At 73.6% G+C, this 25597-nt stretch carries 24 protein-coding genes; 4 read left to right on the forward strand and 20 right to left on the reverse strand.

Annotated features, from left to right (window positions below):
• Window positions 1–34: 34 nt before the first annotated feature.
• The 4 genes from ilvN to ACFFJG_RS03705 all read right to left on the reverse strand — a co-directional run bounded on the left by ilvN (window position 35) and on the right by ACFFJG_RS03705 (window position 4390).
• A complete protein-coding gene (gene ilvN, locus ACFFJG_RS03690) occupies window positions 35–589 on the reverse strand; it encodes an acetolactate synthase small subunit (protein ID WP_378517254.1) in 555 nt (184 codons plus the stop codon).
• On the reverse strand, window positions 586–2361 hold the full coding sequence (locus tag ACFFJG_RS03695; protein ID WP_378517255.1) for an acetolactate synthase large subunit: 1776 nt from the start codon (window positions 2359–2361) through the stop codon (window positions 586–588). The genes ilvN and ACFFJG_RS03695 overlap by 4 nt, the downstream gene beginning before the upstream one ends.
• Window positions 2362–2612: 251 nt before the next feature.
• The gene (locus ACFFJG_RS03700; protein ID WP_378517256.1) at window positions 2613–3308 is read right to left on the reverse strand and encodes a 4a-hydroxytetrahydrobiopterin dehydratase; all 696 of its coding nucleotides are present in this window, start codon (window positions 3306–3308) and stop codon (window positions 2613–2615) included.
• A gap of 62 nt (window positions 3309–3370) precedes the next feature.
• The gene (locus tag ACFFJG_RS03705; RefSeq protein ID WP_378517257.1) at window positions 3371–4390 is read right to left on the reverse strand and encodes a S66 family peptidase; all 1020 of its coding nucleotides are present in this window, start codon (window positions 4388–4390) and stop codon (window positions 3371–3373) included.
• Between the two features lie 26 nt (window positions 4391–4416).
• Between ACFFJG_RS03705 and ACFFJG_RS03710 the strand changes: the two genes are divergently transcribed.
• Window positions 4417–4866, forward strand: coding sequence for a DUF6973 domain-containing protein (locus tag ACFFJG_RS03710; protein ID WP_378517258.1), 450 nt, complete (start codon window positions 4417–4419; stop codon window positions 4864–4866).
• Window positions 4867–4873: 7 nt separating this feature from the next.
• Here ACFFJG_RS03710 and ACFFJG_RS03715 read toward each other — a convergent pair whose 3' ends face one another.
• The 6 genes from ACFFJG_RS03715 to ACFFJG_RS03740 all read right to left on the reverse strand — a co-directional run bounded on the left by ACFFJG_RS03715 (window position 4874) and on the right by ACFFJG_RS03740 (window position 10591).
• The gene (locus ACFFJG_RS03715; protein ID WP_378517259.1) at window positions 4874–5329 is read right to left on the reverse strand and encodes a deoxycytidylate deaminase; all 456 of its coding nucleotides are present in this window, start codon (window positions 5327–5329) and stop codon (window positions 4874–4876) included.
• A complete protein-coding gene (locus tag ACFFJG_RS03720) occupies window positions 5326–5742 on the reverse strand; it encodes a VOC family protein (RefSeq protein WP_378517260.1) in 417 nt (138 codons plus the stop codon). The genes ACFFJG_RS03715 and ACFFJG_RS03720 overlap by 4 nt, the downstream gene beginning before the upstream one ends.
• A 1-nt stretch (window position 5743) precedes the next feature.
• Entirely contained in the window at window positions 5744–6481 is a 738-nt protein-coding gene (locus ACFFJG_RS03725) for a GNAT family N-acetyltransferase (RefSeq protein ID WP_378517261.1), read from the reverse strand.
• 28 nt (window positions 6482–6509) lie between these two features.
• Window positions 6510–7712, reverse strand: coding sequence for a kynureninase (locus ACFFJG_RS03730; RefSeq protein ID WP_378517262.1), 1203 nt, complete (start codon window positions 7710–7712; stop codon window positions 6510–6512).
• Window positions 7713–7728: 16 nt separating this feature from the next.
• Window positions 7729–9420 (reverse strand): dihydroxy-acid dehydratase, encoded by a 1692-nt coding sequence (ilvD, locus tag ACFFJG_RS03735; protein WP_378517263.1) that lies wholly within the window; start codon window positions 9418–9420, stop codon window positions 7729–7731.
• Window positions 9421–9490: 70 nt separating this feature from the next.
• Window positions 9491–10591: a WD40/YVTN/BNR-like repeat-containing protein gene (locus ACFFJG_RS03740; protein WP_378517264.1), complete on the reverse strand. Its 1101-nt coding sequence runs from the start codon at window positions 10589–10591 to the stop codon at window positions 9491–9493.
• 87 nt (window positions 10592–10678) lie between these two features.
• On the opposite strand from ACFFJG_RS03740, the gene ACFFJG_RS03745 reads away from it, so the two are divergent.
• Genes ACFFJG_RS03745 through ACFFJG_RS03755 form a run of 3 tightly spaced genes read left to right on the forward strand, consistent with a single transcriptional unit; the run spans window position 10679 to window position 13293 of the window.
• Window positions 10679–11248, forward strand: a complete 570-nt coding sequence (locus ACFFJG_RS03745) for a PadR family transcriptional regulator (protein ID WP_378517265.1) — start codon at window positions 10679–10681, stop codon at window positions 11246–11248.
• A 9-nt stretch (window positions 11249–11257) separates the two neighbouring features.
• The gene (locus tag ACFFJG_RS03750) at window positions 11258–12145 is read left to right on the forward strand and encodes an EamA family transporter (protein WP_378517266.1); all 888 of its coding nucleotides are present in this window, start codon (window positions 11258–11260) and stop codon (window positions 12143–12145) included.
• The gene (locus ACFFJG_RS03755) at window positions 12142–13293 is read left to right on the forward strand and encodes a PQQ-dependent sugar dehydrogenase (protein WP_378517267.1); all 1152 of its coding nucleotides are present in this window, start codon (window positions 12142–12144) and stop codon (window positions 13291–13293) included. Before ACFFJG_RS03750 ends, ACFFJG_RS03755 begins: the two co-directional genes overlap by 4 nt.
• Here ACFFJG_RS03755 and ACFFJG_RS03760 read toward each other — a convergent pair.
• The 10 genes from ACFFJG_RS03760 to ACFFJG_RS03805 all read right to left on the reverse strand — a co-directional run bounded on the left by ACFFJG_RS03760 (window position 13274) and on the right by ACFFJG_RS03805 (window position 25485).
• Window positions 13274–14113: an ECF transporter S component gene (locus ACFFJG_RS03760; RefSeq protein ID WP_378517268.1), complete on the reverse strand. Its 840-nt coding sequence runs from the start codon at window positions 14111–14113 to the stop codon at window positions 13274–13276. The genes ACFFJG_RS03755 and ACFFJG_RS03760 overlap by 20 nt on opposite strands.
• Complete coding sequence (locus tag ACFFJG_RS03765; RefSeq protein WP_378517269.1) at window positions 14110–15720, reverse strand: ABC transporter ATP-binding protein; 1611 nt, start codon at window positions 15718–15720, stop codon at window positions 14110–14112. The genes ACFFJG_RS03760 and ACFFJG_RS03765 overlap by 4 nt, the downstream gene beginning before the upstream one ends.
• A complete protein-coding gene (locus ACFFJG_RS03770) occupies window positions 15717–16841 on the reverse strand; it encodes an energy-coupling factor transporter transmembrane component T family protein (protein WP_378517270.1) in 1125 nt (374 codons plus the stop codon). Before ACFFJG_RS03770 ends, ACFFJG_RS03765 begins: the two co-directional genes overlap by 4 nt.
• Window positions 16838–17857, reverse strand: a complete 1020-nt coding sequence (locus ACFFJG_RS03775) for a hypothetical protein (protein ID WP_378517271.1) — start codon at window positions 17855–17857, stop codon at window positions 16838–16840. Before ACFFJG_RS03775 ends, ACFFJG_RS03770 begins: the two co-directional genes overlap by 4 nt.
• Window positions 17858–17865: 8 nt before the next feature.
• Complete coding sequence (locus ACFFJG_RS03780) at window positions 17866–18933, reverse strand: prenyltransferase/squalene oxidase repeat-containing protein (RefSeq protein WP_378517272.1); 1068 nt, start codon at window positions 18931–18933, stop codon at window positions 17866–17868.
• Window positions 18934–19238: 305 nt separating this feature from the next.
• Complete coding sequence (locus tag ACFFJG_RS03785) at window positions 19239–20648, reverse strand: prenyltransferase/squalene oxidase repeat-containing protein (protein ID WP_378517273.1); 1410 nt, start codon at window positions 20646–20648, stop codon at window positions 19239–19241.
• 119 nt (window positions 20649–20767) lie between these two features.
• On the reverse strand, window positions 20768–22273 hold the full coding sequence (gene gatB / locus ACFFJG_RS03790) for an Asp-tRNA(Asn)/Glu-tRNA(Gln) amidotransferase subunit GatB (RefSeq protein WP_378517274.1): 1506 nt from the start codon (window positions 22271–22273) through the stop codon (window positions 20768–20770).
• Window positions 22270–23802: an Asp-tRNA(Asn)/Glu-tRNA(Gln) amidotransferase subunit GatA gene (gene gatA, locus ACFFJG_RS03795; RefSeq protein WP_378517275.1), complete on the reverse strand. Its 1533-nt coding sequence runs from the start codon at window positions 23800–23802 to the stop codon at window positions 22270–22272. Before gatA ends, gatB begins: the two co-directional genes overlap by 4 nt.
• On the reverse strand, window positions 23802–24101 hold the full coding sequence (gatC, locus tag ACFFJG_RS03800; RefSeq protein ID WP_129400616.1) for an Asp-tRNA(Asn)/Glu-tRNA(Gln) amidotransferase subunit GatC: 300 nt from the start codon (window positions 24099–24101) through the stop codon (window positions 23802–23804). The genes gatA and gatC overlap by 1 nt, the downstream gene beginning before the upstream one ends.
• Window positions 24102–24219: 118 nt before the next feature.
• The gene (locus ACFFJG_RS03805) at window positions 24220–25485 is read right to left on the reverse strand and encodes a calcium-binding protein (RefSeq protein WP_378517276.1); all 1266 of its coding nucleotides are present in this window, start codon (window positions 25483–25485) and stop codon (window positions 24220–24222) included.
• Window positions 25486–25597 lie beyond the last annotated feature (112 nt).

Below are 25597 nucleotides of genomic sequence, written 5' to 3' on the forward strand. Positions count from 1 at the left end.
TGGTTGGTGCTGCGGAAATCTGGGGGTGGGCGGGTCAGGCGATGGCCGACGGGGGCGCCGGCACGGTGGCCAGGCGCTGCGGCCGCTCGCTGATCGAGCGCGAGCCGCGACCGATGGCGACCATGCCGGACTGGACGAGCTCGCGGATCCCGAAGGGCTCGAGGACGCGGAGCAGGTCGCTGAGCTTGTCGGAGTTGCCGACCGCCTGCACGGTGATCGCGTCGGGCGCGACGTCGACGACCTTCGCGCGGAAGAGCTGGACGGCGTCGAGGACGGCGCCGCGGGTGGAGGCGTCGGCGCGGACCTTGACCAGCAGCAGCTCGCGGTTGACCGAGCCGGGACCGTCGAGCTCGACGATCTTGATCACCTCGACCAGCTTGTTGAGCTGCTTGGTGACCTGCTCGAGCGGGGACTCCTCGACGTTGACCACGATCGTCATCCGGGAGACCTCGGGGTGCTCGGTCGGCCCCACGGCGAGGCTGTCGATGTTGAACCCGCGCCGGGAGAACAGGCCGGCGATCCGGGCCAGCACGCCCGGCTTGTTCTCGACGAGGACGGACAGCGTGTGCTTGTCGGGCGTGGTGCTCATGCCTGGACCTCCCAGTCGTCCTGGACCTCGTCGAAGCGCGGCGCGAGGTCGCGCGCGTACTGGATCTCGTCGTTGCTCGACCCGGCGGCGACCATCGGCCACACCATCGCGTCGCGGTGGACCCTGAAGTCGACCACGACCGGGCGGTCGTCGATGCCCATCGCCTTCTCGATCGTGGCGTCGACGTCGTCGGGCGAGTCGCAGGCCAGGCCCACGCAGCCGTAGGCGTCGGCGAGCTTGACGAAGTCGGGGATCCGCTTGGAGTGCAGGTCGGTGTTGGAGTAGCGCTCGTTGTAGAACAGCGTCTGCCACTGGCGGACCATGCCGAGCGACTCGTTGTTGATGACGGCGACCTTGATCGGGATGTCGTTGATCGCGCAGGTGGCGAGCTCCTGGTTGGTCATCTGGAAGCAGCCGTCGCCGTCGATCGACCACACCGTCGCGTCGGGCCGGCCGACCTTGGCGCCCATCGCGGCCGGGACGGAGTAGCCCATCGTCCCGAGGCCGCCGGAGTTGATCCAGGTGTTGGGGTGCTCGTAGTCGACGAAGTGCGCGGCCCACATCTGGTGCTGGCCCACGCCGGAGCAGTAGACCGCCTCGGGGCCGGCGATCGCGCTGAGCCGCTCGATGACGTACTGGGGGGCGAGCGAGCCGTCGGAGGGCGTGTCGTAGCCGAGGGGGTACGTCTTCTTCAGCCCGGCCAGGAACGCCACCCACGCCTCGTAGTCGCCGTCGGCGCCCTCGGCCTGCAGCAGCGCGAGCAGCTGGGAGATGACCTCCTTGGCGTCGCCCACGATCGGGACGTCGGCGTGGCGGTTCTTGCCGATCTCGGCGGGGTCGATGTCGGCGTGGATGACGAGCGCGCCGGGGGCGAACGAGTCGAGGTTGCCGGTGACCCGGTCGTCGAACCGGGCGCCCAGGCTGATGATGAGGTCGCTCTTCTGCAGGCCCGCGACGGCCGCGACGGTGCCGTGCATGCCCGGCATGCCGAGGTGCTGGGGGTTGCTGTCGGGGAAGGCGCCGCGCGCCATCAGGGTGGTGACCACCGGGATGCCCGTCAGCGCCGCGAGCTGGGCCAGCTCGCGCGAGGCACGGGAGCGGATCACGCCGCCACCGACGTAGAGCACGGGCCGTCGCGCCTCGCGGATCAGGCGCACGGCCTCCTTGATCTGCTTGCTGTGGGGCGTGGTCACGGGGCGGTAGCCCGGCAGGTGCAGCTGGCTCGGCCACGCGTAGGTCGTCTGCGCCTGCAGCGCCGACTTCGCGATGTCGACCAGCACCGGGCCGGGGCGCCCGGTGGAGGCGATGTGGAAGGCCTCGGCGATGGTGCGCGGGATGTCGGCGGGGTCGGTCACGAGGAAGTTGTGCTTGGTGATCGGCATCGTGATGCCGCGGATGTCGGCCTCCTGGAAGGCGTCGGTGCCGATCATCGAGGCCCCGACCTGGCCGGTGACGGCCACCATCGGGACCGAGTCCATGTGGGCGTCGGCGATCGGTGTGACGAGGTTGGTCGCGCCCGGCCCGGAGGTGGCCATGCAGACCCCGACGCGGCCGGTGGCGGCGGCGTAGCCCTGGGCGGCGTGGCCCGCGGCCTGCTCGTGGCGCACCAGGATGTGCCGGATCCGCGTGGAGTCCATCAGCGGGTCGTAGGCCGGCAGGATCGCGCCGCCCGGGATCCCGAAGATGTCCGTGACGCCGGCCGCCTCGAGCGAGGTGACCAGGCTCTGGGCTCCGGTGACCGTGCCGGTGGCCTGTCCGCCCTTGTCCGTCATGTCCGTCTCTTCCTGCTGTGTTCCGTGCGGTGCCCAACAAAAAACCCCTCGGCCCGGAGGGCGACGAGGGGTGACGCGCGTGCGTTCGGCCGGGGTGGCCTCAGCTCACGCGTCGCGTGCGTACAAGAATCTCGGTGCGCATGCGACAACCGTCGTCGCCGGGCCGTCCCGGCGTCAAGCAAGTGTGACACTCGTCCCAACATGTGGAACGCAAGTCTCGCGATGTGGCCACACGGCCGGACGGGGTCGGGTCAGCGCGAGAGCCGCGTGCAGATGCACGAGCGGTTGCCGTCGGCGTCGGCGACGACCCAGAAGGCCGGCGCCTCGGCGTCGCTGACCAGCGTGCCACCGGCGTCGAGGACCGCCTGCAGGCGCCGCTCGCCCTCGTCGTGGGGCACCCAGACGTCGAGGTGCCAGCGCTGCTCGGGCTCCTGCGGCGGCAGCTCGGCACCGCGCTCCTCGTCGGGCCCGGGCGGCGTCTGGAACCACAGGCCCGGCACCTGGCCGCTGGGGTCGACGGGCTCGCCGTCCTGCACCTCCCCGCCCAGCAGCGCGGCGTAGAAGGCCGCGAGGTGCTCGGGCGCCGAGGAGTCGAGGCCGGGCTCGAGCTGGGTGAGGCCGGAGGTGTCGGCCTCGACGCCCGCCTCGGCGGCGAACCCGCTGATCCGGCGGGCGAGGTCGAGGTCGCGGCTGGTGATCCCGCCGACGTCGTGGCTGGCCAGGGTGACGATGACCTCGGGATAGGTCAGCGAGATGTCGGGGTGGTGGTCGGCCTCCTCGGCCGCCGCCCCGATCCGGTCGACGAGCGCGAGCCCGGTGGCGAAGTCGCCGGTGCGGAAGCGGGCCCGGATGCCGCGCAGCAGGTGGCGCCAGTCGTCGAGGCCGGGCGCCTCCCGCACCTCGTCGGCGGTGAGCTTCCTCTTCGGGTCCGCGGCGTCGTCGCTCATGCCCCGACCCTGCCACTCCCCACCGACAGCGGCCAGCCCCCGGACGCGACGAGCCGGGCGGGTCAGGCGAGCGTCTGGGTGATCTCGTGCCGGTCGCCGTCGACGACCACGCGCGCCAGCGCCCCGTTGACGAGCGGCAGGTGGGGCGGGACGTGGCCGATCTCGAGGTCCCACACCACCGGCAGGTCGAGCCGGCCGAGGGCGTCCTCGACGGCGCCGCGCTGGGTGAGGTCGGGGTGGTCGGGCGCGCGGGTGCTGCCCACCAGCACGGCCGCGGTGCGGTCGAACCAGCCGGCCAGCCGCATCGCGTGCAGGTGCCGGCAGATGTCGACCGCGTCGGACTCGCAGGCCTCCACGTAGACGATGGTGGGCTCGTCGAACCGCTCGGCCCACGTGCGCACGTCCCCGTAGGGCGTACCGGCGAGCGGTCCGACCGTCTCGACGCACCCGCCGACCAGTCGGCCGGTGACGTCGAGCGTCCCGCCGCCGCGCAGCTCCCAGCCGCCCGTCCCGACGTGCTTCCAAGTCGTGGCGCGGGTGTCCTCCTCGAAGCGCCACCAGTCGGCGACGAGCCCGGAGTCGCGCTGGACGAAGGGACCGGCACCGCCGACGAGGTCGAGCCAGTGGAGCAGGCCCTCGGGTGCGTCGTACGGGGTGTCGGCGAGGTTGTCGCCGTGCACCGTCGCCCACCCCAGGCGGGTCGTGACCGGGAGCAGGACGGTCGACAGGTCGGAGAAGCCGACGAGCCAGGTCGGCTCGCACCCGGCGAGGAGGTCGTAGTCGAGCAGGTCGACGAGGTCGATGGCCGTCTCGCCGCCCCACGGCGGGATGACGCAGGCGATGCCGGGGTCGGCCAGCATCCGGGTCAGCTCGGCCGCGCGCACGTCGGCCGGCGCGGAGGTCAGGCCGGAGCCGTCCATGCACGCGCCCACCACCACGTCGTACCCGCGACCGCGCAGCCACTCGACGCAGAACTCGATCCGCTCCGCACCGGCGCCCACGACCCCTGCCGACGGCGACGTGACGCCGATCCGGTCGCCGGGACGGAGCGGGCGCGGGTAGCGGATCGCAGGCGAGGTCATGCGAGCGAGTCTGTCAGGGTGTGTCCATGGGTTTCGCCGACCTCGCCCGCCAGGCCATCCACGCCGGCACCGGAGTGCCGCGGCTCTACGTCGCGGCCACCCGGGCCGGCCTCAGCGCGTCGCAGGCCGTGGAGGTGCTCCGCATCTCGCAGGCCGCCCTGGCCGCCGCGGCCACGCACGGCCGGGGCGTCCCGGGTCGCACCAACGCGGTGCGGCACTTCACCTGGCAGGCGGCGCTGACCGCGCGCTTCGGCGTCGAGACGGCGCGCGCGCTCGCGACCGCGCAGGAGACCGGGAGCCCGAACCGGCGCGACTCCGCGGTCGACCAGCACAACAACGCCGTGGGGCAGGCGTACGGCGCCGAGCACGCCGGCGAGCTGTCCGGGCTCTCCCCCGCCGACCTCGTGGCGCGGCTGGTGCCGATCGCCCTGGAGAAGTGGGACACCGACGAGCTGGTCTGGGTCCGGCCCCACTGAAGGTCGGTCACGACCAGGTGGTGAGGCCCTCACGGTCGTGCTCGCCCTCGGGCCACACCGCGCGCACCACGCCGGCGGCGGCCAGCGCCTTGCGGCAGCCGGGGCACGGCGGGTCAGTGATGTAGGCCGTGGCGCCCTTGGTGTCGCGGGTCGCGAACAGGAGCGCGTTGACCTCGGCGTGGATCGCGATGCAGAAACCCGGCGCACCCGGGCGGTCGTAGTCGCCGAGCCCGGGCACCTCGTCGTAGCCGAGCTGGCCGCGCGGGCAGGCACCCATCAGGCAGTCGTCCTCGCCGGGTGCGGCGCCGTTGTAGCCGGTGGCGATGATGCGGTGGTCGATGGTGAGCACGGCTCCCACCCGGCGGCGGGTGCACTTGGCGCGCGCGGCGACGGCCGTGGCGATGCCGAGGAAGTAGTCGTCCCAGGTCGGGACGGCGGGGACGGCCGGGAGGTCGGTGCTCACGGGAGCACAGACTGCCCGATCTCGCCGGGGTTGTAGGCCACTTCCCAGCGGAAGCCGTCGGGGTCGGCGAAGTAGCCGGAGTAGCCGCCCCAGTCGCGCTGCTCGGCGTCCTTGACCTCCGAGGCACCGGCGGCGCGCGCCTGCGCGAGCACGGTGTCGACGCCCTCGGTCGTGGCGAGGTTGTGGGCCAGGGTGATCGGGGGTACGCCGCCGCGCGTGGGCGCGTGCCCGACCTCGGCGACGAAGCCGGCCTCGGCCCACAGGCTCAGCACGACCTTGTCGGCGACCCAGAACATCATCACCTCCCCGGCGACGTCCAGCTCGGGCTCCCAGCCGAGCCCGTCGACGTAGAAGCGGCGGGTCGCCTCGAGGTCGGTGACCACGAGGGTGATGAAGCTGACGCGCTGGTCCATCTCACTGCTCCTGGGGTGGGCGGGCGGCCAGCCGGGCGAGCTGGCGCCCGGCGTGGTCGAAGTTGGCGTCGTCGAGCCAGTCGTCGAGCGCGCGGCGCACCCGCGGCCACTCGCGGTCGGTGATGGAGAACCAGTCGGTGTCGCGGTTGCGGCCCTTGTAGACGACCGCGTTGCGGAACCGGCCCTCCCAGATGAACCCGAGCCGGACGGCGGCGCGCCGGGACGGGGCGTTGAGGCTGTCGCACTTCCACTCGTAGCGGCGGTAGCCCAGGTCGTCGAACGCGTGCCGCAGGAGCAGCGCCATCGCCTCGGTCGCTGCGCGGCTGCGCTGGAGCTGGCGGCCGAGCAGGATGCCCCCGACCTCGATCGAGCCCATCGACGGGTCGATGCGCATGAAGGAGCAGAAGCCCGCCGCCCGCCCGGTCTCGACCGGGACGACGGCGAACATCACCTGCCCGGGGTCGGCCATCCCGTGCTCGACGATCGCGGCCATCTCCGCGCGCTCGCGCGGCCGCTCCCAGAACAGGTAGGTCCACAGCGCGTCGTCGGACTCGCGGCACACCGCGGCGAACAGGTCGTCGACGTGCTGCGGCCCGATCGGCTCGAGGCGCACGCCCCTGCCCTCGAGCAGCGTGTCCTTCGCCGGGGCCGCGACCGGCTGCCAGTCGACGGCGCGCCCGATGCGCTGGCCGTGCGGGGTCTGGCGCTGCGCGCTGGGGAAGGGGAGGTTCACCGTCACGTCGGCAACCCTACGAGCACCCGCTCCCTCAGCCGGCGAGCGCGTCCCGGATCGCCTCCATGCCGCGCCGCACCTCGTCGAAGGAGGTCGACAGCGGCGAGAGCCCGACGCGCAGGCCACCGGGGTCGCGGTAGTCGGGGATCACGTCGCGCTCCCACAGGGCGGCGACCACCTCCTTCATCCGCGGGTGGTGGAGGGTGACGTGGCCGCCGCGCCGCTCGGCGTCGCGGGGCGAGGCGACGGTGACGCCGAGGTCGGCGAGCAGCTCGTCGGCCAGCTCGACGGCGTAGGAGGTGAGCGCGACGGACTTCTCACGCACCGCGTCGATCCCGGCCTCGTCGATGAGCGCGACCATGTCGCTCATCGCGAGCATCGCGGTGATCGGCGGGGTGCCGGAGATGTAGCGGCGCACGCCCTCGGCGGGCGTGTAGCCCGGACCCATGAGGAACGGGTCGGCGTGGCCCATCCACCCCTGCACCGGCTGGCGCAGGTGCTGGTGGCGGGTGGCGACGTAGCCGAAGGCGGGCGATCCGGGGCCGCCGTTGAGGTACTTGTAGGTGCAGCCGACCGCGAGGTCGACCTCCCACGCGTCGAGCTCGGTGGGGACCGAGCCCGCGGAGTGGCACAGGTCCCACAGGACCAGGCCGCCGGCGTCGTGGACGACCCGCGTGATGGCGGGGACGTCGGCCAGGAAGCCCGAGCGGTACGCCACGTGGCACAGCACCACCACGGCGGTCCGCTCCCCCACCACGGCCGCGACGGACTCGGGCGAGGGCCCGCTGTCACGGTCGACCGGCAGCCAGCGGACGGTGAGCCCGCGCTCGGCCGCGATGCCCTCGACGAGGTAGCGGTCGGTGGGGAAGCTGTCGTCGTCGATGACGATCTCGTCGCGCCCCTCGGGCGCTCCGTCGACCGCGGCCCGGATCAGCTTGTAGAGCAGGACCGTCGTCGAGTCGCCGACGAACGTCTGTCCGGGCGCCGCGCCCAGGCAGACGCGGGCGATCTCGTCGCCGAGCACCAGCGGCTGCTCGTACCACCGCTCGTCCCAGCCGCGGATCAGCCGGCCGCCCCACTCCTCCTCGACGAACGCGCGCATCCGCTCCGCCGTCGCCGCCAGCGGACGACCGAGGGAGTTGCCGTCGAAGTAGACGAGGTCGGAGGCGGCGCCGACGAAGCGGTCGCGGAGGTGGGCCAGCGGGTCGGCGGCGTCGAGGTCGGCTGCAGTCGTCACGACCGCAACCTACCGGTCAGCCGCAGACCGCACCGTGCGCGGCGGACTGCACGACCTTGGCGTACTTGCCGAGCACGCCGCGGGTGTACTTCGGCGGCAGCGGCTCCCACCCGTCCTTGCGCGCCTCGAGCTCGGCCTCGTCGACGTCGATCGTGAGCGTCCGGTTCGCGACGTCGAGGGTGATCGCGTCGCCGTCGCGCACGAACGCGATCGGGCCGGCGTCGACGGCCTCCGGGGCGATGTGGCCCACGCAGAGGCCGGTCGTGCCGCCGGAGAAGCGGCCGTCGGTGATCAGCAGGACGTCCTTGCCGAGCCCGGCGCCCTTGATCGCGCCGGTGATGGCGAGCATCTCGCGCATCCCCGGGCCGCCCTTGGGGCCCTCGTAGCGGATGACCACGACGTCGCCGGCGGTGATCGTGCCCTCGGCCAGGGCGTCGAGCGCCTTGCGCTCGCCGTCGAAGACGCGGGCGGTGCCGGTGAAGGTGGAGTCGTCGAAGCCGGCGCTCTTGACCACCGCGCCCTCGGGGGCCAGCGAGCCCTTGAGGATGGTGAGCCCGCCGGTGGCGTGGATCGGCGCGTCGAGGCTGCGCAGCACGTCGCCGTCGACGTGCTGAGGGGCGAGGGCCTCGAGGTTCTCGGCCATCGTGCGGCCGGTGACGGTGAGGGTGTCGCCGTGCATCAGGCCGGCGTCGAGCAACGCCTTCATCACGACCGGGATGCCGCCGATCTTGTCGACGTCGTTCATCACGTAGCGGCCGAACGGCTTGAGGTCGCCGATGTGCGGCACCTTCTCGCCGATGCGGTTGAAGTCGTCGAGGGTCAGGTCGACCTCGGCCTCCCGCGCGATGGCGAGCAGGTGCAGCACGGCGTTGGTGGAGCCGCCGAGGGCCATGACGACGGCGATCGCGTTCTCGAAGGCCGGCTTGGTCATGACCTGGCGGGCGGTGATGCCCTGGCGCAGCATCCCGACGACGGCCTCGCCCGAGCGGTGGGCGAACCCGTCGCGGCGACGGTCGACCGCCGGCGGCGCGGCGGAGCCGGGCAGGCTCATGCCGAGCGCCTCGGCGACGCTGGCCATGGTGTTGGCGGTGTACATGCCGCCGCAGGCGCCCTCGCCCGGACAGATCGCCTTCTCGATGCGGGTGACCTCGTCCTCGCTGATCTTGCCCGCCAGGCAGGCTCCGACGGCCTCGAAGGCGTCGATGATCGTCACGTCCTGGCCGTCGACCTGGCCGGGCATGGTCGACCCGGCGTAGAGGAAGACGCTGGCCAGGTCGAGGCGGGCCGCGGCCATCAGCATGCCGGGCAGCGACTTGTCGCAACCGGCCAGCAGCACCGAGCCGTCGAGCCGCTCGGCCATCATCACCGTCTCGACCGAGTCCGCGATGACCTCGCGGCTGACGAGGGAGAAGTGCATGCCCTCGTGGCCCATCGAGATGCCGTCGGAGACCGAGATCGTGCCGAACTCCAGCGGGTACCCGCCGGCCGCGTGCACGCCGTTCTTGACCGCCTTGGCCAGCCGGTCGAGCGAGAGGTTGCAGGGGGTGATCTCGTTCCAGCTCGACGCCACGCCGATCTGCGGCTTCACCCAGTCGTCGTCGCCCATGCCGACCGCGCGGAGCATGCCGCGGGCGGCGGCCTTCTCGAGGCCGTCGGTGACGTCGCGGCTGCGGGGCTTGATGTCGGGGCCGTCGGCTGCAGAGGTCATGGCTGCAGGCTAGTCGCGCCCGCGCCGGGCGTCGTAGGACGTCTCACCCGCGACGAGCCGCGGCCGGTGGTCAGTCGAGCCGGGCCGCGCGGACCACCAGCACGTCGGGCAGGTCCTTGTGGATCTCCGACCAGGTCGCCCCTTCGTCGGGAGAGGCCCACACGCCACCGTTGCGACCGCCGAAGTAGAGCCCGGGCACCTCGTGGTCGTCCGCGCACATCGCGTCGCGCATGACGGCGGTGAAGTAGCCGTCGGGCAGCGCGCCCTCGCCGAGCGGCTCCCACGAGGAGCCGGCGTCGGTGGTGCGGTAGACGCGGGCCTTGCCGTCGACGGGCCAGCGGGCCTCGGCGCCGGTGATCGGGAAGGTGTACGCCGTGTCGCCGCGGTGCGGGTGGGCGACCATCGCGAAGCCGAACTCCGTCGGCAGGCCGGGGGCGATGTCCTGCCACGAGGCGCCGCCGTCGTCGGAGCGGTAGACCCCGCCGTGGTTCTGGAGGTAGAGCCGGTCGGGGTCGGCGGCGTCGCGGGCGACCTTGTGCACGCACTGGCCGAACTCGGGGTAGTTCCGCTCGCCGGGGAAGAACTCCGCCTTGACCCCGGTGTTGGACGGCGCCCAGCTGTCCCCGCCGTCGGTGCTGGCGTAGACGCCGCCGGTCGACAGCGCGGCGAGCACGCGGGAGGGGTCGGTGGGGTGGGGCAGGATCGTGTGGAAGGCCTGGCCGCCGAAGCCGGCGTTCCACTCGGGGCGGTGGGGGTGGTCCCACAGCCCGCGGACCAGCGAGAACGTCTCGCCGCGGTCGGTGGAGCGGAAGACCGCGCCGGGCTCGGTGCCGGCCCACACGAGGTCGCTGCCGTCGTGGGACGGCCCGGGCTGCAGCTGCCAGACGCGGGCCACGGCGGCCCCGGTGTCCTCGGGGAAGCGGGCGGCGCCGTTGGGCGTCTCGTCCCAGGTCGCGCCGAGGTCGTCGGAGCGCCAGACCTGCGGGCCCAGCCAGCTGGAGGAGGCACCCGCCAGGAGCCGCGGGGTCGCACCCCGGCCGTCGACCATGACGGAGTAGACCTCCTCCATCGGGAAGTGGGGCCCGGTCCACTCCCACTCCGTGCGCCCCTCGTCGGAGGTGCCCAGCCAGAGCCCCTTGCGGGTGCCGACCATCAGCAGCGTGCGTGTCATGGGTGCCCTCCCCGTGCGCCGTGAGGCGTGTGTCACTATTCCGATTAGGAACACTACTCACGGAGGGGCATGCGTCAAGGGATCCCGGTGACGGCGCACGCGATCCTCGGGCTGCTCACGTTCGGCGACGAGCTGACCGGCTACGAGATCAAGCGGCGTGCCGACATGACGCTGCGCTTCTACTGGGTCTCCCCCGCGAGGAGCCAGGTCTACACCGAGCTCCGCCGCCTCACCGAGCACGGCCTCGTCCGCGCCGACACCCGCAGCGACGGCGGCCGCGACGTGACGACGTACGCCATCACCGACGCGGGGCAGGACGCCCTGCGCGCGTGGATGGACGGCACCCCGGCCGGCTTCCCGGTGCTCAAGCACACGGTGCTCCTGCGGCTGCTTGTCGGCCACGCCACCGCGCCCGAGCAGACCCGCCGGATGCTCGCCGACTACCTCGACGACCTCGACGGTGCGATCGCCGACCTCGCCGGGGTGCGCGAGTCGCTGCGGGGTGCCGACGGCGTCGGCGAGCCGTTCCGCTTCCCCTCCATCGTCGCCGACTGGGGGCTGGACTACTTCGCCGCCGAGCAGCGGCACACCCGTCGTGCGCTGGAGAGCCTCCGCGAGCACGAGCCGACGGAGCACGAGCAGGAGCCGCCTGCCTAGGCTGTCCCGGTGACCGACCGAGCCAGCCGTGCCGCGCTCGGGCCCGTCGGGCTGGTGCTGGTCGGGATCCTCTCAGTGCAGCTCGGGGCCGCGATCGCCAAGGGCCTGTTCGACGTCGTCGCGCCGACCGCGATGGTCTGGCTGCGCCTGGCCACGAGCGCGCTCGTGCTCGCCGCGGTCGCCCGCCCCCGCCTCGTCGGTCGCAGCCGCGACGACTGGCTGGTGGTGCTGGGCTTCGGAGCCAGCCTGGCGACGATGAACTGGGCGATCTACCAGTCGTTCTCGCGCATCCCGCTCGGCATCGCGGTGACGATCGAGTTCATCGGCCCGCTGGTGCTGGCGGTGCTCGGGTCACGCCGCGTGCGCGACGTGGTCTGGGTGCTGCTGGCCGCCGCCGGGGTCGTCCTGCTGGGCTTCGAGCGCACCGACCTCGACCTGGTCGGCGTGCTGTGCGCGCTCCTGGCGGGGGCCGCCTGGGCGTGCTACATCCTGCTCAGCGCCAGCACCGGCCGGCGCTGGGAGGGCTTCGACGGGCTCGCGGTGGCGAGCGTCCTGGCCGCGGTCGGGATGACCCTTCCTGCGCTCCTCACCGCGGGCAGCGACCTGAGGGACGGCCGCGTGCTGCTGCTCGGCGCGCTGGTCGGCCTGCTCAGCTCGGTGATCCCCTACAGCTGCGAGCTGGTGGCGCTGCGCACCCTGCGCCCCGCCGTCTTCGGCATCCTGATGAGCCTGGAGCCCGCAGCTGCGGCGCTGGCCGCGATCGTCGTGCTCCACGAGGCCCTCTCCCCCGTCCAGTGGCTGGCGATCGCCTGCGTCGTGGCGGCCTCCGTCGGGGCCACCCGCAGCGGCGCCGGCGCCGCGGCCCGTTCGGACGCACCGGGCACAATCGCGGCATGAGGTCGCGACTGGTCCCGCTCTCCCTGGCCCTCACACTGGGCGTCGCGACCGGGTGCGGGGGCGGGGAGGAGTCCCCGTCGATCCCCAGCATCACCCAGCCCACCGACCTGCCGGAGCAGCCGACCGCGGGCACGGGGGACGCGACCGGCGACGGGCCCGGGGCCGACGGGCAGGCCGGTCGGGCGCCCCGCGTGGTCCGCACGCTCGTCGACCGCCTGGAGGTGCCGTGGGGGCTCGACTTCCTGCCCGACGGGGCCGCCGTGGTCACCGAGCGGATGAGCGGGCGGGTGCTGCGCGTCGACGACGACGGCACGCGCACGGTGCTGGGCACCGTCGGGTCCACTGCGCCGGAGGGCGAGGCCGGGCTGCTCGGGGTCGCGGTCTCACCCGACTTCGCGCAGGACCGCACGCTCTTCCTCTACGTCACGACCGCCGCCGACAACCGCGTCGTCCGCGCCCGCCTCGACGGCACCCGCCTCGGCGAGCCGGAGGTCGTGCTCGACGGCATCCCGCGCGGGTTCATCCACGACGGCGGTCGGCTGGCGTTCGGGCCCGACGGCGACCTCTACGTCACGACCGGTGAGACAGGCGACCCCTCCCTCGCCCAGGACCCCGACAGCCTGGCCGGGAAGATCCTGCGGATCACCCCCGACGGCGACCCGGCCCCCGGCAACCCCGTCGCCGGGTCGCCGGTCTACTCGCTCGGGCACCGCAACGTGCAGGGCCTCGCGTGGGACGACCAGGGCCGGCTGTGGGCCTCGGAGTTCGGCGACTCGGAGTGGGACGAGCTCAACCTCGTCGAGAAGGGCGGCAACTACGGCTGGCCGGAGGTCGAGGGTGCCGGCGGCGGGCCGCGTTTCACCGACCCGGCCCTCGTCTGGCCGGTCGAGCAGGCCTCGCCCAGCGGGCTGGCGTACGCCGACGGCCACCTCTGGATGGCCGCGCTGCGGGGCCAGCGGCTGTGGCGCGTCGACGTCGGTGCGTCGGGTCGCGCGTCGCGACCGAAGGCGTTCCTCGACGGCGACTACGGCCGGCTGCGCACCGTGGTGACCGCGCCGAACGGCGACCTGTGGCTGACCACGTCGAACCGCGACGGTCGTGGCGAGCCCACCGCGACCGACGACCGGGTCATCGTCCTGCGCCCGTGACCACCGCGCGCCGGGCCGCCCGGCGCAGCGTGGTGAGGATGGCCGGTCCGAGGACCACGATCGCGACCGCCGTGGTGACCGCGCGGCCGGTGTCCCAGCCGCCGGTCGAGGTCAGGAGCGTGTAGACGCCGAAGCGGTGCAGGTTGTCGAGCAGCGGCGCACCGGCGACGTAGGACAGCGAGCCCTCGTGGCCGGGCACCGCGATGCCGAGCGAGAACGGCCACGACGACAGGTTCATCAGCATGCCGTAGAGGTAGGACGCCACCACCGCGTAGCCGACGAGCAGGGCGATCTCGGCCCGGCCGGTGACCCGGCGCGGCAGCAGTCCCGCGCCCATCCCGACCCAGGCCGCGCAGATCATCTGGAAGGGCAGCCACGGACCCACGCCGGCGGTCAGCAGCGCCGAGGCGAACAGCGACGTGCAGCCCAGGACGAAGCCGAAGCCCGCGCCGAAGACCCGCCCGCCGAGCACGAGCAGGAAGAAGACCAGCTCGATGCCGGCCGTGCCGGCGCCCAGCCCCCGCATCACGGCGTTGATCGCCGACAGCACGCCGAGCACCGCGAGGACCCGCGAGTCCATGCCTCCCTCGCCCATCTCGGCGAGGACGACCACCATGACGAGCGGCAGCAGGACGAGGAAGACGAACGGCGGCTCGACGCGCTGGCCCGGCTCGGCCTGCAGCAGGAGCGGCCAGCAGAGCATCATCAGCCCGGCCAGCGAGGCGAGCGCCAGGACGGCCGCGGTGCGCGGACCGATGGGCAGCGCCACCCCGGGAGGAGCCGGACGCGTCCGCGCTGCGGTGCCTGCGGGGGCGCTCATCGGCCGACCCCGGCGAGCGCCTCAGCCACTTCCTCCACGACGAGCCACGGCGCGCCGAGGACCTTGGTGACCTGCGGTGCGAAGGAGGGCGACTCCGCCAGCACCCGGCGGGTCGGACCGCTCGAGACCACCTCGCCCTCGGCCATCACCACCACCAGGTCGGCGACGTGGGCGGCGAACTCGACGTCGTGCGTGGCCACCAGGACGGCGTGGTCGTCGGCCGCGAGGTCGGCGACGATGCGGGCGAGCTCGGCCTTGCCCGTGTAGTCGAGGCCGCGGGTGGGCTCGTCGAGCAGCACGACCGGCGGGCGGGCGGTGAGCACGATGGCGAGGGCGAGCGCGAGGCGCTGGCCCTCGGAGAGGTCGCGCGGGTGGGTCGTCGCGCCGATGCCGGGCGCGAGCCGGTCGAGCAGGCCGCGGCAGGTGCCGACGACGGCGCCCGCCCCGGAGTCGGCGGCGGCGCACTCGTCGGCGACCGTCTCGAGGTAGAGCAGGTCGGCCGCGGTCTGTGGCACCAGGCCCACGTGCGCACGCCGCTGGGCCGCGGACAGCGCGGCGGGGTCGTCGCCGGCGACCGACAGCGCGCCCGACCTGCGGCGTCCGGAGCCCTGGAGCGCCCAGATCAGGCTCGACTTGCCCGAGCCGTTGCGGCCCATCAGCACCGTCACCCGGCCGGCGGCGAGGGTGAGGTCGACCTCGCGCACCGCGGCGGTGTGGCCGTGCACGACCGTGACGCCCCGAGCCTCGACCAGGGGTCGCGCGTCGCGGGCGTCGGGGGGCGTCGACGGCTCGGGCAGCGCGGGCAGCGCGCGGGCGTGGCGTCGTGCGTCGCGCACCGTGAGCGGCAGCGGGTCCCAGCCCGCGAGCCGGCCGAGCTCGACGAGGGGCGGCGCGACCGGCGAGTCGGCCAGCAGCTGCCCGGGCAGCCCGGTGCGGATCGAGCCGTCGCCGGTGACCAGGCAGATCCGGTCGGCGAACGGCACCACCCGCTCGAGGCGGTGCTCGGCCAGCAGGACCGTGAGGCCGAGGTCGTGCACGAGCCGGGTGAGCGTGGCGAGCACGTCCTCGGCGGCGGTGGGGTCGAGCGCGGAGGTCGGCTCGTCGAGGACGAGCACGCGGGGGTGGGTGGTCAGCACGGCGCCGATCGCCACGCGCTGCTGCTGCCCGCCCGAGAGCGTGCGCAGGTCGCGGGCGCGCAGGTCGGCGATGCCGAGGAGGTCGAGCGTCTCCTCCACGCGTCGACGCATCGTCCCCGGCGCCACGCCGAGCTGCTCCATGCCGTAGGCCAGCTCCTCCTCGACCGTGTCGGTGACGAAGCCGGCGAGCGGGTCCTGTCCGACGTAGCCGACGAGGTGGGCGCGCTCGCGCGGCGGCTGGTGCAGGATGCTCCGGCCGTCGAGGAGCACGTCGCCGGTGAGGACCCCGCCGGTGAAGCGGGGCACCAGCCCGGTGACGACGCCGAGCAGCGACGACTTGCCCACGCCCGTGCGTCCGGACACGAGGACGAGCTCGCCCTCCTCGAGCGTGAGGTCGACGTCGCGCAGCACCTGCTGGTCGTCGTAGCGCAGGCCGACGCCGCGCAGCTCCAGGACGGTCCGCCCGATCACGCCGCCACCTCGTGGGCCACGGGCGCCGTGGGCGCGGCGGCAGGCGCCGGTGCGGTCGCCGGCACCGGCGTCGCCACGGCGGGCACGAGGCCGAGGAGCCCCACGACCAGCGCGAGCGGGGAGAGGTAGGGCACGACGTCCACGGTGGGGTAGGCCACCACGACCTGGCTGCGGCCGAGGTGCCAGGCGAGGGCGGCGACGGCGACGCCGACCGCCACGGTGAGCAGCTCAGGCGGGTTCCACGGGTCGGGGCGGTAGCGGGTACGGCCCACCCGGCGGCCGGCGCTGACCATCCCGGCGACGGCGACCAGCACGCCGGCGGCGAGGGCCGGCAGCGCCAGCACCCGCGGCGCCGTCGGGTCGAGCCAGGCGTAGGTCCCGACGCAGATGCCGGTGAGGGCGACCATCAGCAGGGCGCCGGTCGTCCACCGCTCGCGCCGCGACGCCCCGCCGGAGCGGCCGTAGCCGCGGGTGTCCATGCCGGCGGCCAGCGCGAGCGAGCGCTCCAGCGCGTCCTCCAGCACCGGCACCAGGAACCGGCGCAGCCGCCCCACCCCCGAGGTGGCGCCGCCCCGCAGCGCCTGGGCGGCCCGCACCCGACGGGCGCTGTCGGCGAGCTGCGGGAAGATCGTCACCGCCACGACGAGCGCCGTGCCGACCTCGTAGAGCGCCGGCGGCACCGAGGCGAGCAGACGCTTGGGGTTGGCCAGCGAGTTGGCCGCGCCCACGCACACGATGATCGCCGCCAGCCGCATGCCGTCGTAGAGGCCGGCGAGCAGCGCCTCGCTGGTGATCGGGCCGAGCAGCCGGACCCCGGCCGCCCAGTCGGGCAGCGGCACCTCGGGCAGGTGGAGCAGCACGTGCCCGATCTCCTGGCCGCCGAACAGGATGCGGAACACCACCCGCAGGACGACGGTGAGCCCGGCCAGCCACAGGTAGAGCCGGAACGAGCGGCCGAACGGGTGCCCGGATCGCCGTGCGACCACCACGACCGACGCCGTGCCCATCACGAGCAGGAGCAGCAGCGGGTTGGTGGTCATCGAGGCAGCCGTCGCCAGCCCGACCGCCCAGGCCCACCAGGCGATCGGGTGCAGGTCACGCGCGAGCGACGGCCGGGTCACTGCGTGCCGGTCCCCCGTCGGCGGCGCGCCACCACGGCACTGCCCGCGAGGGCGAGCGCCAGCAGGGCGACGATGCCCCAGGTGACCGCGGCGGGCACGCGGGCGGGCTCGTCGGCGGACGCACCGGCACCGGTCGGCACGCCCTGCGAGGCGTCGCCGGACGGGCCGTCGCCGGCCTCGTCGGTGGGCGCTCCGGTCGGGTCGGCGCTCGCGCTCGGGTCCTCGGTGCCGGCCTTCCCGGCCTTCCCGGGCTTCGCCTTCGTGCGTGCCTTGGGGCGCGGGGAGGCACTGGCGGACGGGTCCTGCTCCGGGGTGGCGGACGGCGAGGCCGAGGTCGTGGCGCTCGGCGACGCCGACGGGCTCGCGCCGGCGGTCGTGCCACCGGTCTGTCCCCCGCCGTTGCCGCCGCCGGCACCGCTGCCCCCGCCGGAACCGCCGTTCCCACCCGTCGAGGGCGTCGCGCTCGGCGACTGGCTGGGAGTGGGAGTGGCGCTCGGCGACGCGAGGCCCACGGGAGGTGCGACCGCCGGGGCAGCCGGGCTCCCGCCCCGGTCCTGCTGCCAGGACCATGCCACCGAGCCGCCGGCCGGCACGGTCAGCGAACCGACGCCGGACGAGGAGTAGGTCCAGGAGCCGGAGGAACCGTCGGACCACCACAGCCCCCAGTACGCGTTGGTCGGCGAGGTGTTGACGCACGGGTCGCTGGTCGGCACGCCCTCCACCCGGCACACGAAGCCCGGCTGGCGGGCGGCGTAGGTGAGGTCGACCCCGACGGAGGCGAAGACCGCAGCCGCGCTCTCCCCACCGCCGTCGGTGGCGCAGGCGGTCGCGGTGCTGCCGCCGAGCTCGCGGTAGTCGACGACCACGCTGACCCCGCCCGCCGAGGTGCAGGTGGCCGCCTCAGCCGGTCGACCACCGTCCAGGCTTCCCGCGACCCCTCCGGCCAGGACGAGCGCGACGAGCGACGCACGTGCCGCGACCCGGGCGGGGCGACCGCCCGGGGCGCCTGGGCGCACGACCTGGATCAGTCGCACTCGTTGACCACGGCGTGGTGCAGCGCAGGCGCCGCCTGGGCAGTGGACCGCACGAACTGGTCGCGCTCCTCCACGCTGATCCCGTCGCGGGCGCCGGCCAGCGCGGCCCGGTCGTAGGCGACGGCGCCCTTCTCGCCCGGGACACCCGACACGACGAGCGTGCGCAGCCACGACGCGGCCTTGGTCGCGCGCGCACACGACCCGGCGGAGCCCAGGGCCCAGGCCGCGAGTCCGGTGCTGTTGGCGTTGGCGCGCGCAGTCGACCGTCCGCCCCCGAAGCTGCCGTTGCGCGCCTGGGTCCTCTCCAGCCAGGACACCGCCCGCTCGACGGCCTCGTCGACCGCCCGGGAGGGCTTGGGGTTCTCGAGGAGCGCGAGGACCGCGAGAGCGGTCGCGTCGGTGTCCGGCGCGCTGTCGCCCGCTCGCTTGCCGCCGTCGCAGGTCTGGTCGCCCGCCGACGTGTCCGCGGTGAAGTCGAGCCGGAAGTAGCCGGCCCTGCACTGCTGGCTGAGGAGGAAGCGGGTCGCCTTGGTCGCCTTCGGGGAGCGCGCAGCCGTCAGGGCGTCGACCGCGTAGGACTGGCCGATGACGTTGGCGTAGTCCTCCGCGCCCTTGTCCTGGAGGCGACCCGCGATGGGGGCCTTGGTCGCGATCCGGCGGCTCAGCTGGGCCACGAGGTCGACACCGCCGAAGTCGGCCGGGTCGGCACCGGCTGCCCGGGCGAACACCGCTGCCTTGGCCGTCGCCCCTGCAAAGACGTCGCTGGCGCCGTAGTCGACCCCGGTCGTGTAGCTCGCGACGTTGGCCGCGAGTGCCTTGCGGACGGTCCTGACCTCAGCGGTGCGACCGAGCTCGTCGAGGGCCAGGCCGACGTCGATGCTGAGGCCGTAGTCGTCGAAGTCGTACTGGTCGTTGTGCACCAGCCCGCCCACGAGCTGCTTGCCGAGCCAGCGAGAGGTGGCCGGGGGCTGCGCGCCGTCGGCCTGGACGGGTGCTGCGGTGAAGAGCGCAGCGGTGACGGCGGCGATCACGAGCGCGCCGGAGACGACCTTCTTCATGGTTCCTTCCCTCACTGCGACAGCAAGGGCGGCGGTGCAACCGTCAACCCGCTGCATTCCTCGACAGCGATGGTGGTCAAAGACGCGTCGAGGCGGGTGTTCCGGCTCGCACGGGACGTCGTCCCGTGCCCACGGTTGCGGGTCAGCGCCGGTTTCGGACCGGCTTTCCCCAGCTCGGGCGTGTGTGGTGCCGAGCCCGGACGGGCGCAGCCTGCTCAGGGTATCTCCCGCGCGGCCCCGGACGCACCTCGGCCCGGCGTCGCGGGACGCCGGGCCGAGGGGTGTGACTGGTGGTGCGGATGTGCTCAGTTGAAGACGCGCAGCGAGGTCCGGGCCTCGTCGTCGGAGGTCTTCACCAGGCCGACGCGACGCTGGTTGCCGGCCGGCAGCTGGAGCTTGCGGACGATCTTGTCGCCGGTCTTCTTGCCCTTGACGCGGACGAAGTCGCCCTTGACCTGCATGCAGGCGCTCTCGCTGGGGGCGAGGCCGAAGACCTGGAACTGCACGTTCTCACCCGACCGCGCCTGCTTGCGGACCGAGACGATGCGGAGCTGGTCCTTGCTGGCCGGCGCGAACTGGAGGCCGAGGACGGCCTGCGTGGTGGCGCGGCGCCACTCGTCGCGCGCGGTCGCCGGGATGCCGGTCGTCGTGGACGCCTTGACCCGGTCCTTGCGGTACGCGACGGCACCGGTGTCCTTGGTCAGCGCGGTGCGGCACTTGTACTTGTCGACCGGCTGGTTCTTGCGGATCCAGAGCGCGGCCTTCATCGCGGCGTCCCGGTTCTTCAGCAGGCCGAGGGCGTACCCAGCGACGGCGGTGGTGTTGGTGTTGATCTGGCTCACCGGGGCCGAGGCGCGGAAGGCCCCGCTGCCGCGCTGCTTGCTCGCTAGCCAGGTGCCGGCCTTGGCCAGGGCGCCGACGACGGCCGGGCTCTTGTCACCCGACTCGACCAGGTTGGTGACCACGAGCGCGGTGGCGTCCACGTCGGCCTCGCTGCCGGCGACACCCTCGGTGCACGACTGGCTGGGCGCGTCGGCCTTGTCGAAGGAGCCGCGGAAGTAGCCGGAGGCGCACTGCTGCTTGAGCAGGAAGTCACGGGCGGCACCGGCCTCGGTCGACTGCGCGAGCGTCAGGGCACGCACGGCGTAGGACTGGCCGATGACGTTGGCGTAGTTGCCGAACTCAGACTTGTCGAAGATCCTCCCCGCGATGGCGGCCTTCTGCGGCTCGGTGGCGGGGTCCGCCGGGACGTCGGCGGTGCGCTCCTCGAGCCGGGTGATGAGGTTGACGCCGTTGTAGCTGGTCGGGTTCTGCTTCGCCACTCGCGCGAACGTCGCCGCCTTGGCGAGCGCGCCGGCGTACGACTCCTTCGTGCCGTCACCGACGTAGTCGGCGATGCGCGGCTCGAGCGAGTTGTTGATCGCGGTCACCGTGCCGCCCTGGTCGGCCACGGTCGACAGCGCCATGCCGGCGTCGATGGTGAGGCCGAAGTCGGGCTGGCCGCCGGTGGTGAGGAGGCCGTTGCTGAGCTCGCCGGCGATCCAGGTCGCCGCGATCGTCGACGGGGTGCTGTCGGTGCTGGCTGCCGCGCGAGCGGCGCGCAGCGCAGGTGACGGCTCGGCCGAGGCCGGTGCCGCTGCGAACGCGCCGGCTCCGAGAGCGGCGGTCGCGAGGACGGCGGTGGCCGTCCGGAGGGGTCGGTTGAGATGGTGCATGACTTCCTTCCCGCCCGCCAGGAGGCACGGCCCGTCGGCGGGCCGTGCCGTCCCCCACGTGGTGCAGGCGTTGGTTGGTGATGTGACCAATGGGACTCGCCTGCACCGTAACAAGTTGTCTAGACCGTCAGCTTCTCCAGGATCAGCTCCCGGACCCGGCCCGCGTCGGCCTGGCCGCGCATCTCCTTCATCACCGCGCCGATGAGGGCGCCGGCGGCGGCGACCTTGCCCTCGCGGATCTTGTCGGCGACGTCGGGGTTGGCCGCGATGGCGTTGTCGACGGCCGCGCCGAGCGCGCCGTCGTCGGAGACGACCGCGAGCCCCCGCTTCTCCACGACCTCGTCAGGGGTGCCCTCGCCGGCGAGGACCCCCTCGAAGACCTGGCGGGCGAGCTTGTCGTTGACGACCTTCTCGTCGACGAGGGCCTGGATGCGGGCCACGTCGGCGGGGGTGATCGGCAGGTCGACCAGGTCGACGCCGTCCTCGTTGCTGCGCCGGGCCAGCTCACCGAGCCACCACTTGCGGGCGGCCTGCGGAGCGGCACCCTCGGCGATCGTCTCGATCACCAGGCCGAGCGCGCCGGCGCCGATGGTGTCGCGCATCTCGAGGTCGCTGAAGCCCCACTCGGCCTGCAGGCGGGCGCGCTGCACGGTCGGGTTCTCCGGGAGCGTGCCGCGCAGCTCCTCGACCCACTCGCGGCTCGGCGCGACCGGGACCAGGTCGGGCTCGGGGAAGTAGCGGTAGTCCTCGGCGTCGGACTTCTCGCGGCCGCTGGTGGTGATGCCGGTGTCCTCGTGCCAGTGGCGGGTCTCCTGCAGGATCGTGCCGCCGCTGCTCAGGATCGCGGCGTGGCGCTGCATCTCGTAGCGCACCGCACGCTCGACGGAGCGGAACGAGTTGACGTTCTTGGTCTCCGTGCGGGTGCCGAGCACGCCGCTGCCCTTCGGCGAGAGCGAGAGGTTCACGTCGGCGCGCAGGTTCCCCTGGTCCATCCGCGCCTCCGAGACGCCGAGGGCGACGATCAGCTCGCGCAGCTGCGAGACGTACGCCTTGGCGACCTCGGGCGCCCTCTCCCCTGCGCCGAGGATGGGGCGGGTGACGATCTCGATGAGCGGGATGCCGGCGCGGTTGTAGTCGACGAGCGAGTGGTCAGCGCCGTGGATGCGACCGGTGGCGCCACCGACGTGCAGCGACTTGCCGGTGTCCTCCTCCATGTGGGCGCGCTCGATCTCGACCCGGAACGTCTCGCCGTCGACCTCGACGTCCATGTAGCCGTCGAAGCAGATCGGCTCGTCGTACTGCGAGGTCTGGAAGTTCTTCGGCATGTCCGGGTAGAAGTAGTTCTTCCGGGCGAACCGGCACCACTCGGCGATGTCGCAGTTGAGCGCGAGACCGATGCGGATGGCCGACTCGACGGCCTTGCCGTTGACGACGGGCATCGCGCCCGGCAGGCCCAGGCACGTCGGGCACACGCCCGCGTTGGGCTCGCCGCCGAAGGTGGCCGGGCAGCCGCAGAACATCTTCGAGGCGGTGTTGAGCTCGACGTGCACCTCGAGGCCGAGGGCGGGGTCGTAGGCCGCGAGGACGTCGTCGAACGGCATCAGGTCCGTGCTGGTGGAGGTCATCGGACCGACTCCTTCTCGGTGGAGGTGGCGAGGTCGGGCGCCTGCTGGATCAGCGGGCCGCCCCACGCCTTCTCGTGCAGCGCCTCGAGGGCCGCGCCGACGCGGTAGACCCGGTCGTCGGCCAGGGCCGGGGCGAGGACCTGCAGGCCCACGGGCAGCCCGTCCTCCTCGGCAAGGCCGTTCGGCACCGAGATGCCGGGCACGCCCGCGAGGTTGGCCGGGATGGTGGCGAGGTCGTTGAGGTACATCGCCATCGGGTCGTCGAGCTTCTCCCCCAGCCGGAACGCCGTGGTGGGCGCGGTCGGGGAGACGAGGACGTCGACGCGTCCGAATGCGGCGTCGAAGTCGCGGCTGATGAGCGTGCGGATCTTCTGGGCCTGGCCGTAGTAGGCGTCGTAGTAGCCGCTGGAGAGGGCGTAGGTGCCCAGGATGATGCGCCGCTTGACCTCGTCGCCGAAGCCGGCGTCGCGGGTCGCGCGCATGACCTCCTCGGCGCTCGGGTCGCCGTCGGGCGTCACGCGCAGGCCGTAGCGCATCGCGTCGAACTTCGCGAGGTTGCTCGACGCCTCCGCCGGCAGGATCAGGTAGTACGCCGCGAGGGCGTGGACGAACGACGGGCAGGAGACCTCGACGACCTCCGCGCCCGCGTCGACGAGCAGCTGGACCGACTCGTCGAAGCGGCCCATCACGCCGGCCTGCCAGCCCTCGCCGGCCAGCTCGGTGATGACGCCGACCTTGACGCCGCTCATGTCGCCGGTCGCGCCGGTGCGCGCGGCCTCGGTGAAGGAGGGCCACTCCTGCGCGATCGAGGTGGAGTCGCGCGGGTCGTGGCCGCCGATCACGTCGTGCAGCATCGCCGCGTCGAGGACGGTCCGGGTCACCGGGCCGGCCTGGTCGAGGCTGTTGGCGAGCGCCACGAGGCCGTAGCGCGAGACGCCGCCGTAGGTGGGCTTGACGCCCACGGTGCCGGTGACGGCGCCGGGCTGGCGGATCGAGCCGCCGGTGTCGGTGCCGATGGCCAGCGGCGCCTCGAAGGCGGCGACGGCCGCTGCCGAGCCGCCGCCGGAGCCGCCGGGGATCCGGTCGAGGTCCCACGGGTTGCGCGTCGGGCCGTAGGCCGAGTGCTCGGTGGAGGAGCCCATGGCGAACTCGTCCATGTTGGTCTTGCCCAGGATCGGCAGGCCCGCCTCGCGCAGGCGCGTGACGACCGTGGCGTCGTAGGGCGGGACCCAGCCCTCGAGGATCTTCGAGCCGCAGGTCGTGGGCAGGCCGCGCGTGGCCAGGACGTCCTTGACCGCGATCGGCACGCCGTCGAGCACGCCGCGCGTCTCGCCGCTCGCGCGGCGGGCGTCGGAGGCGGCGGCGTCGGCGAGGGCGCCGTCGGCGTCGACGTGGAGGAACGCGTGCACGTCGGTGTCGACGGCCGCGATGCGCGCCAGGTGGGCCTCGGTCAGCTCGACGGAGGTGACGTCGCCGGCGGCGAGCGCGTCGGCGAGCTCGGCCGCGGTGCGGCGGGTGTGGTCGCTCATCAGGCCTCCTCGCCCAGGATCCGCGGCACGGAGAAGCGCTGCTCCTCCACGGCCGGGGCGCCGGACAGCGCCTCCTCGGCCGTCAGGCCGGGCACCACGACGTCCTCGCGGAAGACGTTGGTCAGCGGGATCGCGTGCGAGGTGGGCGGCACGTCGTCCCCGGCGACCCCGTTGATCGAGGCGACGGACTCGAGGATCACGCTCAGCTGGGGGGCGAGGTGGTCGAGCTCGGCGTCGGAGAGGTCGATGCGGGCGAGGGTGGCGAGGTGGGCCACTTCCTCCCGGGAGATCTCAGGCATGGGGGCAATCCTAGGAGAGTGGCGCGCCGTCGCCGACAGCGCTCCGCCCGGGCGCACCGAGCGACCCGGGTGGAGCGGCGGTTGAGCACGTCGCGCGCGGGGCGGGCGACGGAGGCGCTCAGCAGCTCGAGCGCTTCTCCGCTGCCTTGCAGGTGTCGTTGCCGCCCCGGCCCCGGACGATGTCGAAGCCCTTGCCGCCGTCGAGGCGGTCGGCCTCGTCGGAGCCGGTGATGACGTCGGCCCCTCCGCGGCCGTAGACCATCACGCGGTAGTCGGGGTTGGCGGTGATGACCTCGGACTCGTTGCTGCCCTTGAACACCGACAGCGTCCGGGCCGGGAGCTGGACGTCGCTGAAGCCGGTGATCTTGCCCTCCAGGGTGTAGGGCTGGAGGCCGCGGATGGTCGTCCTCCTCTGCTGGTCGAGGCGCAGCGTGGGCTTGAGCGCGGGGTTCGAGCTGGGCAGCAGCCGCAGCCTGTCCTGGCCGCCGTAGCCCTTGGCGACGAAGCCCGACTCCAGGGGGAGCGGGAACGTGACGGTGTCGACCCCGCTGCCCCCGCGCAGCACCTGGTGCAGCTCGGAGGTCGTGGCGAGGACGTCGCTGCCGCTGCCGCCGACGAAGGTGTCCACACCCACGGCGCCGGAGATGCGGTCGTCGCCGGCCTCGCCGTAGATCCGGTCGTTGCCCACCTGCCCGGCGGTGTCGGCGGCGATCGTGTCGTCCCCGCCGCGACCGAAGACGGTGTCGTCGCCGCCGCGGGTCAGGATCACGTCGTCCTTGTTGGTGCCCTTGATCGTGTCGGCCAGGTCGGTGGCGACCAGGCGGATGCCGCCGTCGTAGCCGGTCAGGGTGTCGTTGCCCTCGGCGGCGATCGGCACGGTGGTGGCGGCCCTGAGGTCCACCACGACCGCTGCGGTCGCGTTGGCGTAGGACACCCCGTCGAGCACCGGCTCGGTGCCCTCGGTGGACGGGCGCGGGTCGTAGCCGAGGTCGATCGCGTCGTCGCCCTCGCCGCCGGTGATCGTGTCGCCCTTCTTGACCACCCGGCCGTACTGGTCGAGCCGGACGAGGTCGGTCTCGCCCCACAGCCGGTCGTTGCCGGGGCCGCCGACGATCGTGTCGGCGCCGTCGCCTCCGCAGATCAGGTCGTTGCCCCCGAGCCCGCGGATGGTGTCGTTGCCGCCGCGCGCGACGATGACATCCCGCTTGTCGGTGCCGGTGATCGAGTTGGCCCGGTCGTTGCCGACGATCGTGGCCCGGACGCCGCCGCAGGTGGGAGCGGCCGCCTGGGCGGGCGCGCCGAGCGCGGCGAGCGGCGTGAGCGCGAGCGCCACGACGGCGGCGCGCAGAAGGGTGCGGTGGAGCGTGGGGGGAGGCAGGGACATCGGTCGACCTTTCGATGCGTGAGTGCCCGAGACGGCACCTCAGGAGTCAGACCTCGCGCGCAGCCCGTTGGTTGTCGCGGGATCCTCCCCACCCGCGTACCCCGCCGGACAG

The sequence above is a fragment of the Nocardioides zeicaulis genome, assembly GCF_042432345.1.
GTDB lineage: Bacteria > Actinomycetota > Actinomycetes > Propionibacteriales > Nocardioidaceae > Nocardioides > Nocardioides zeicaulis.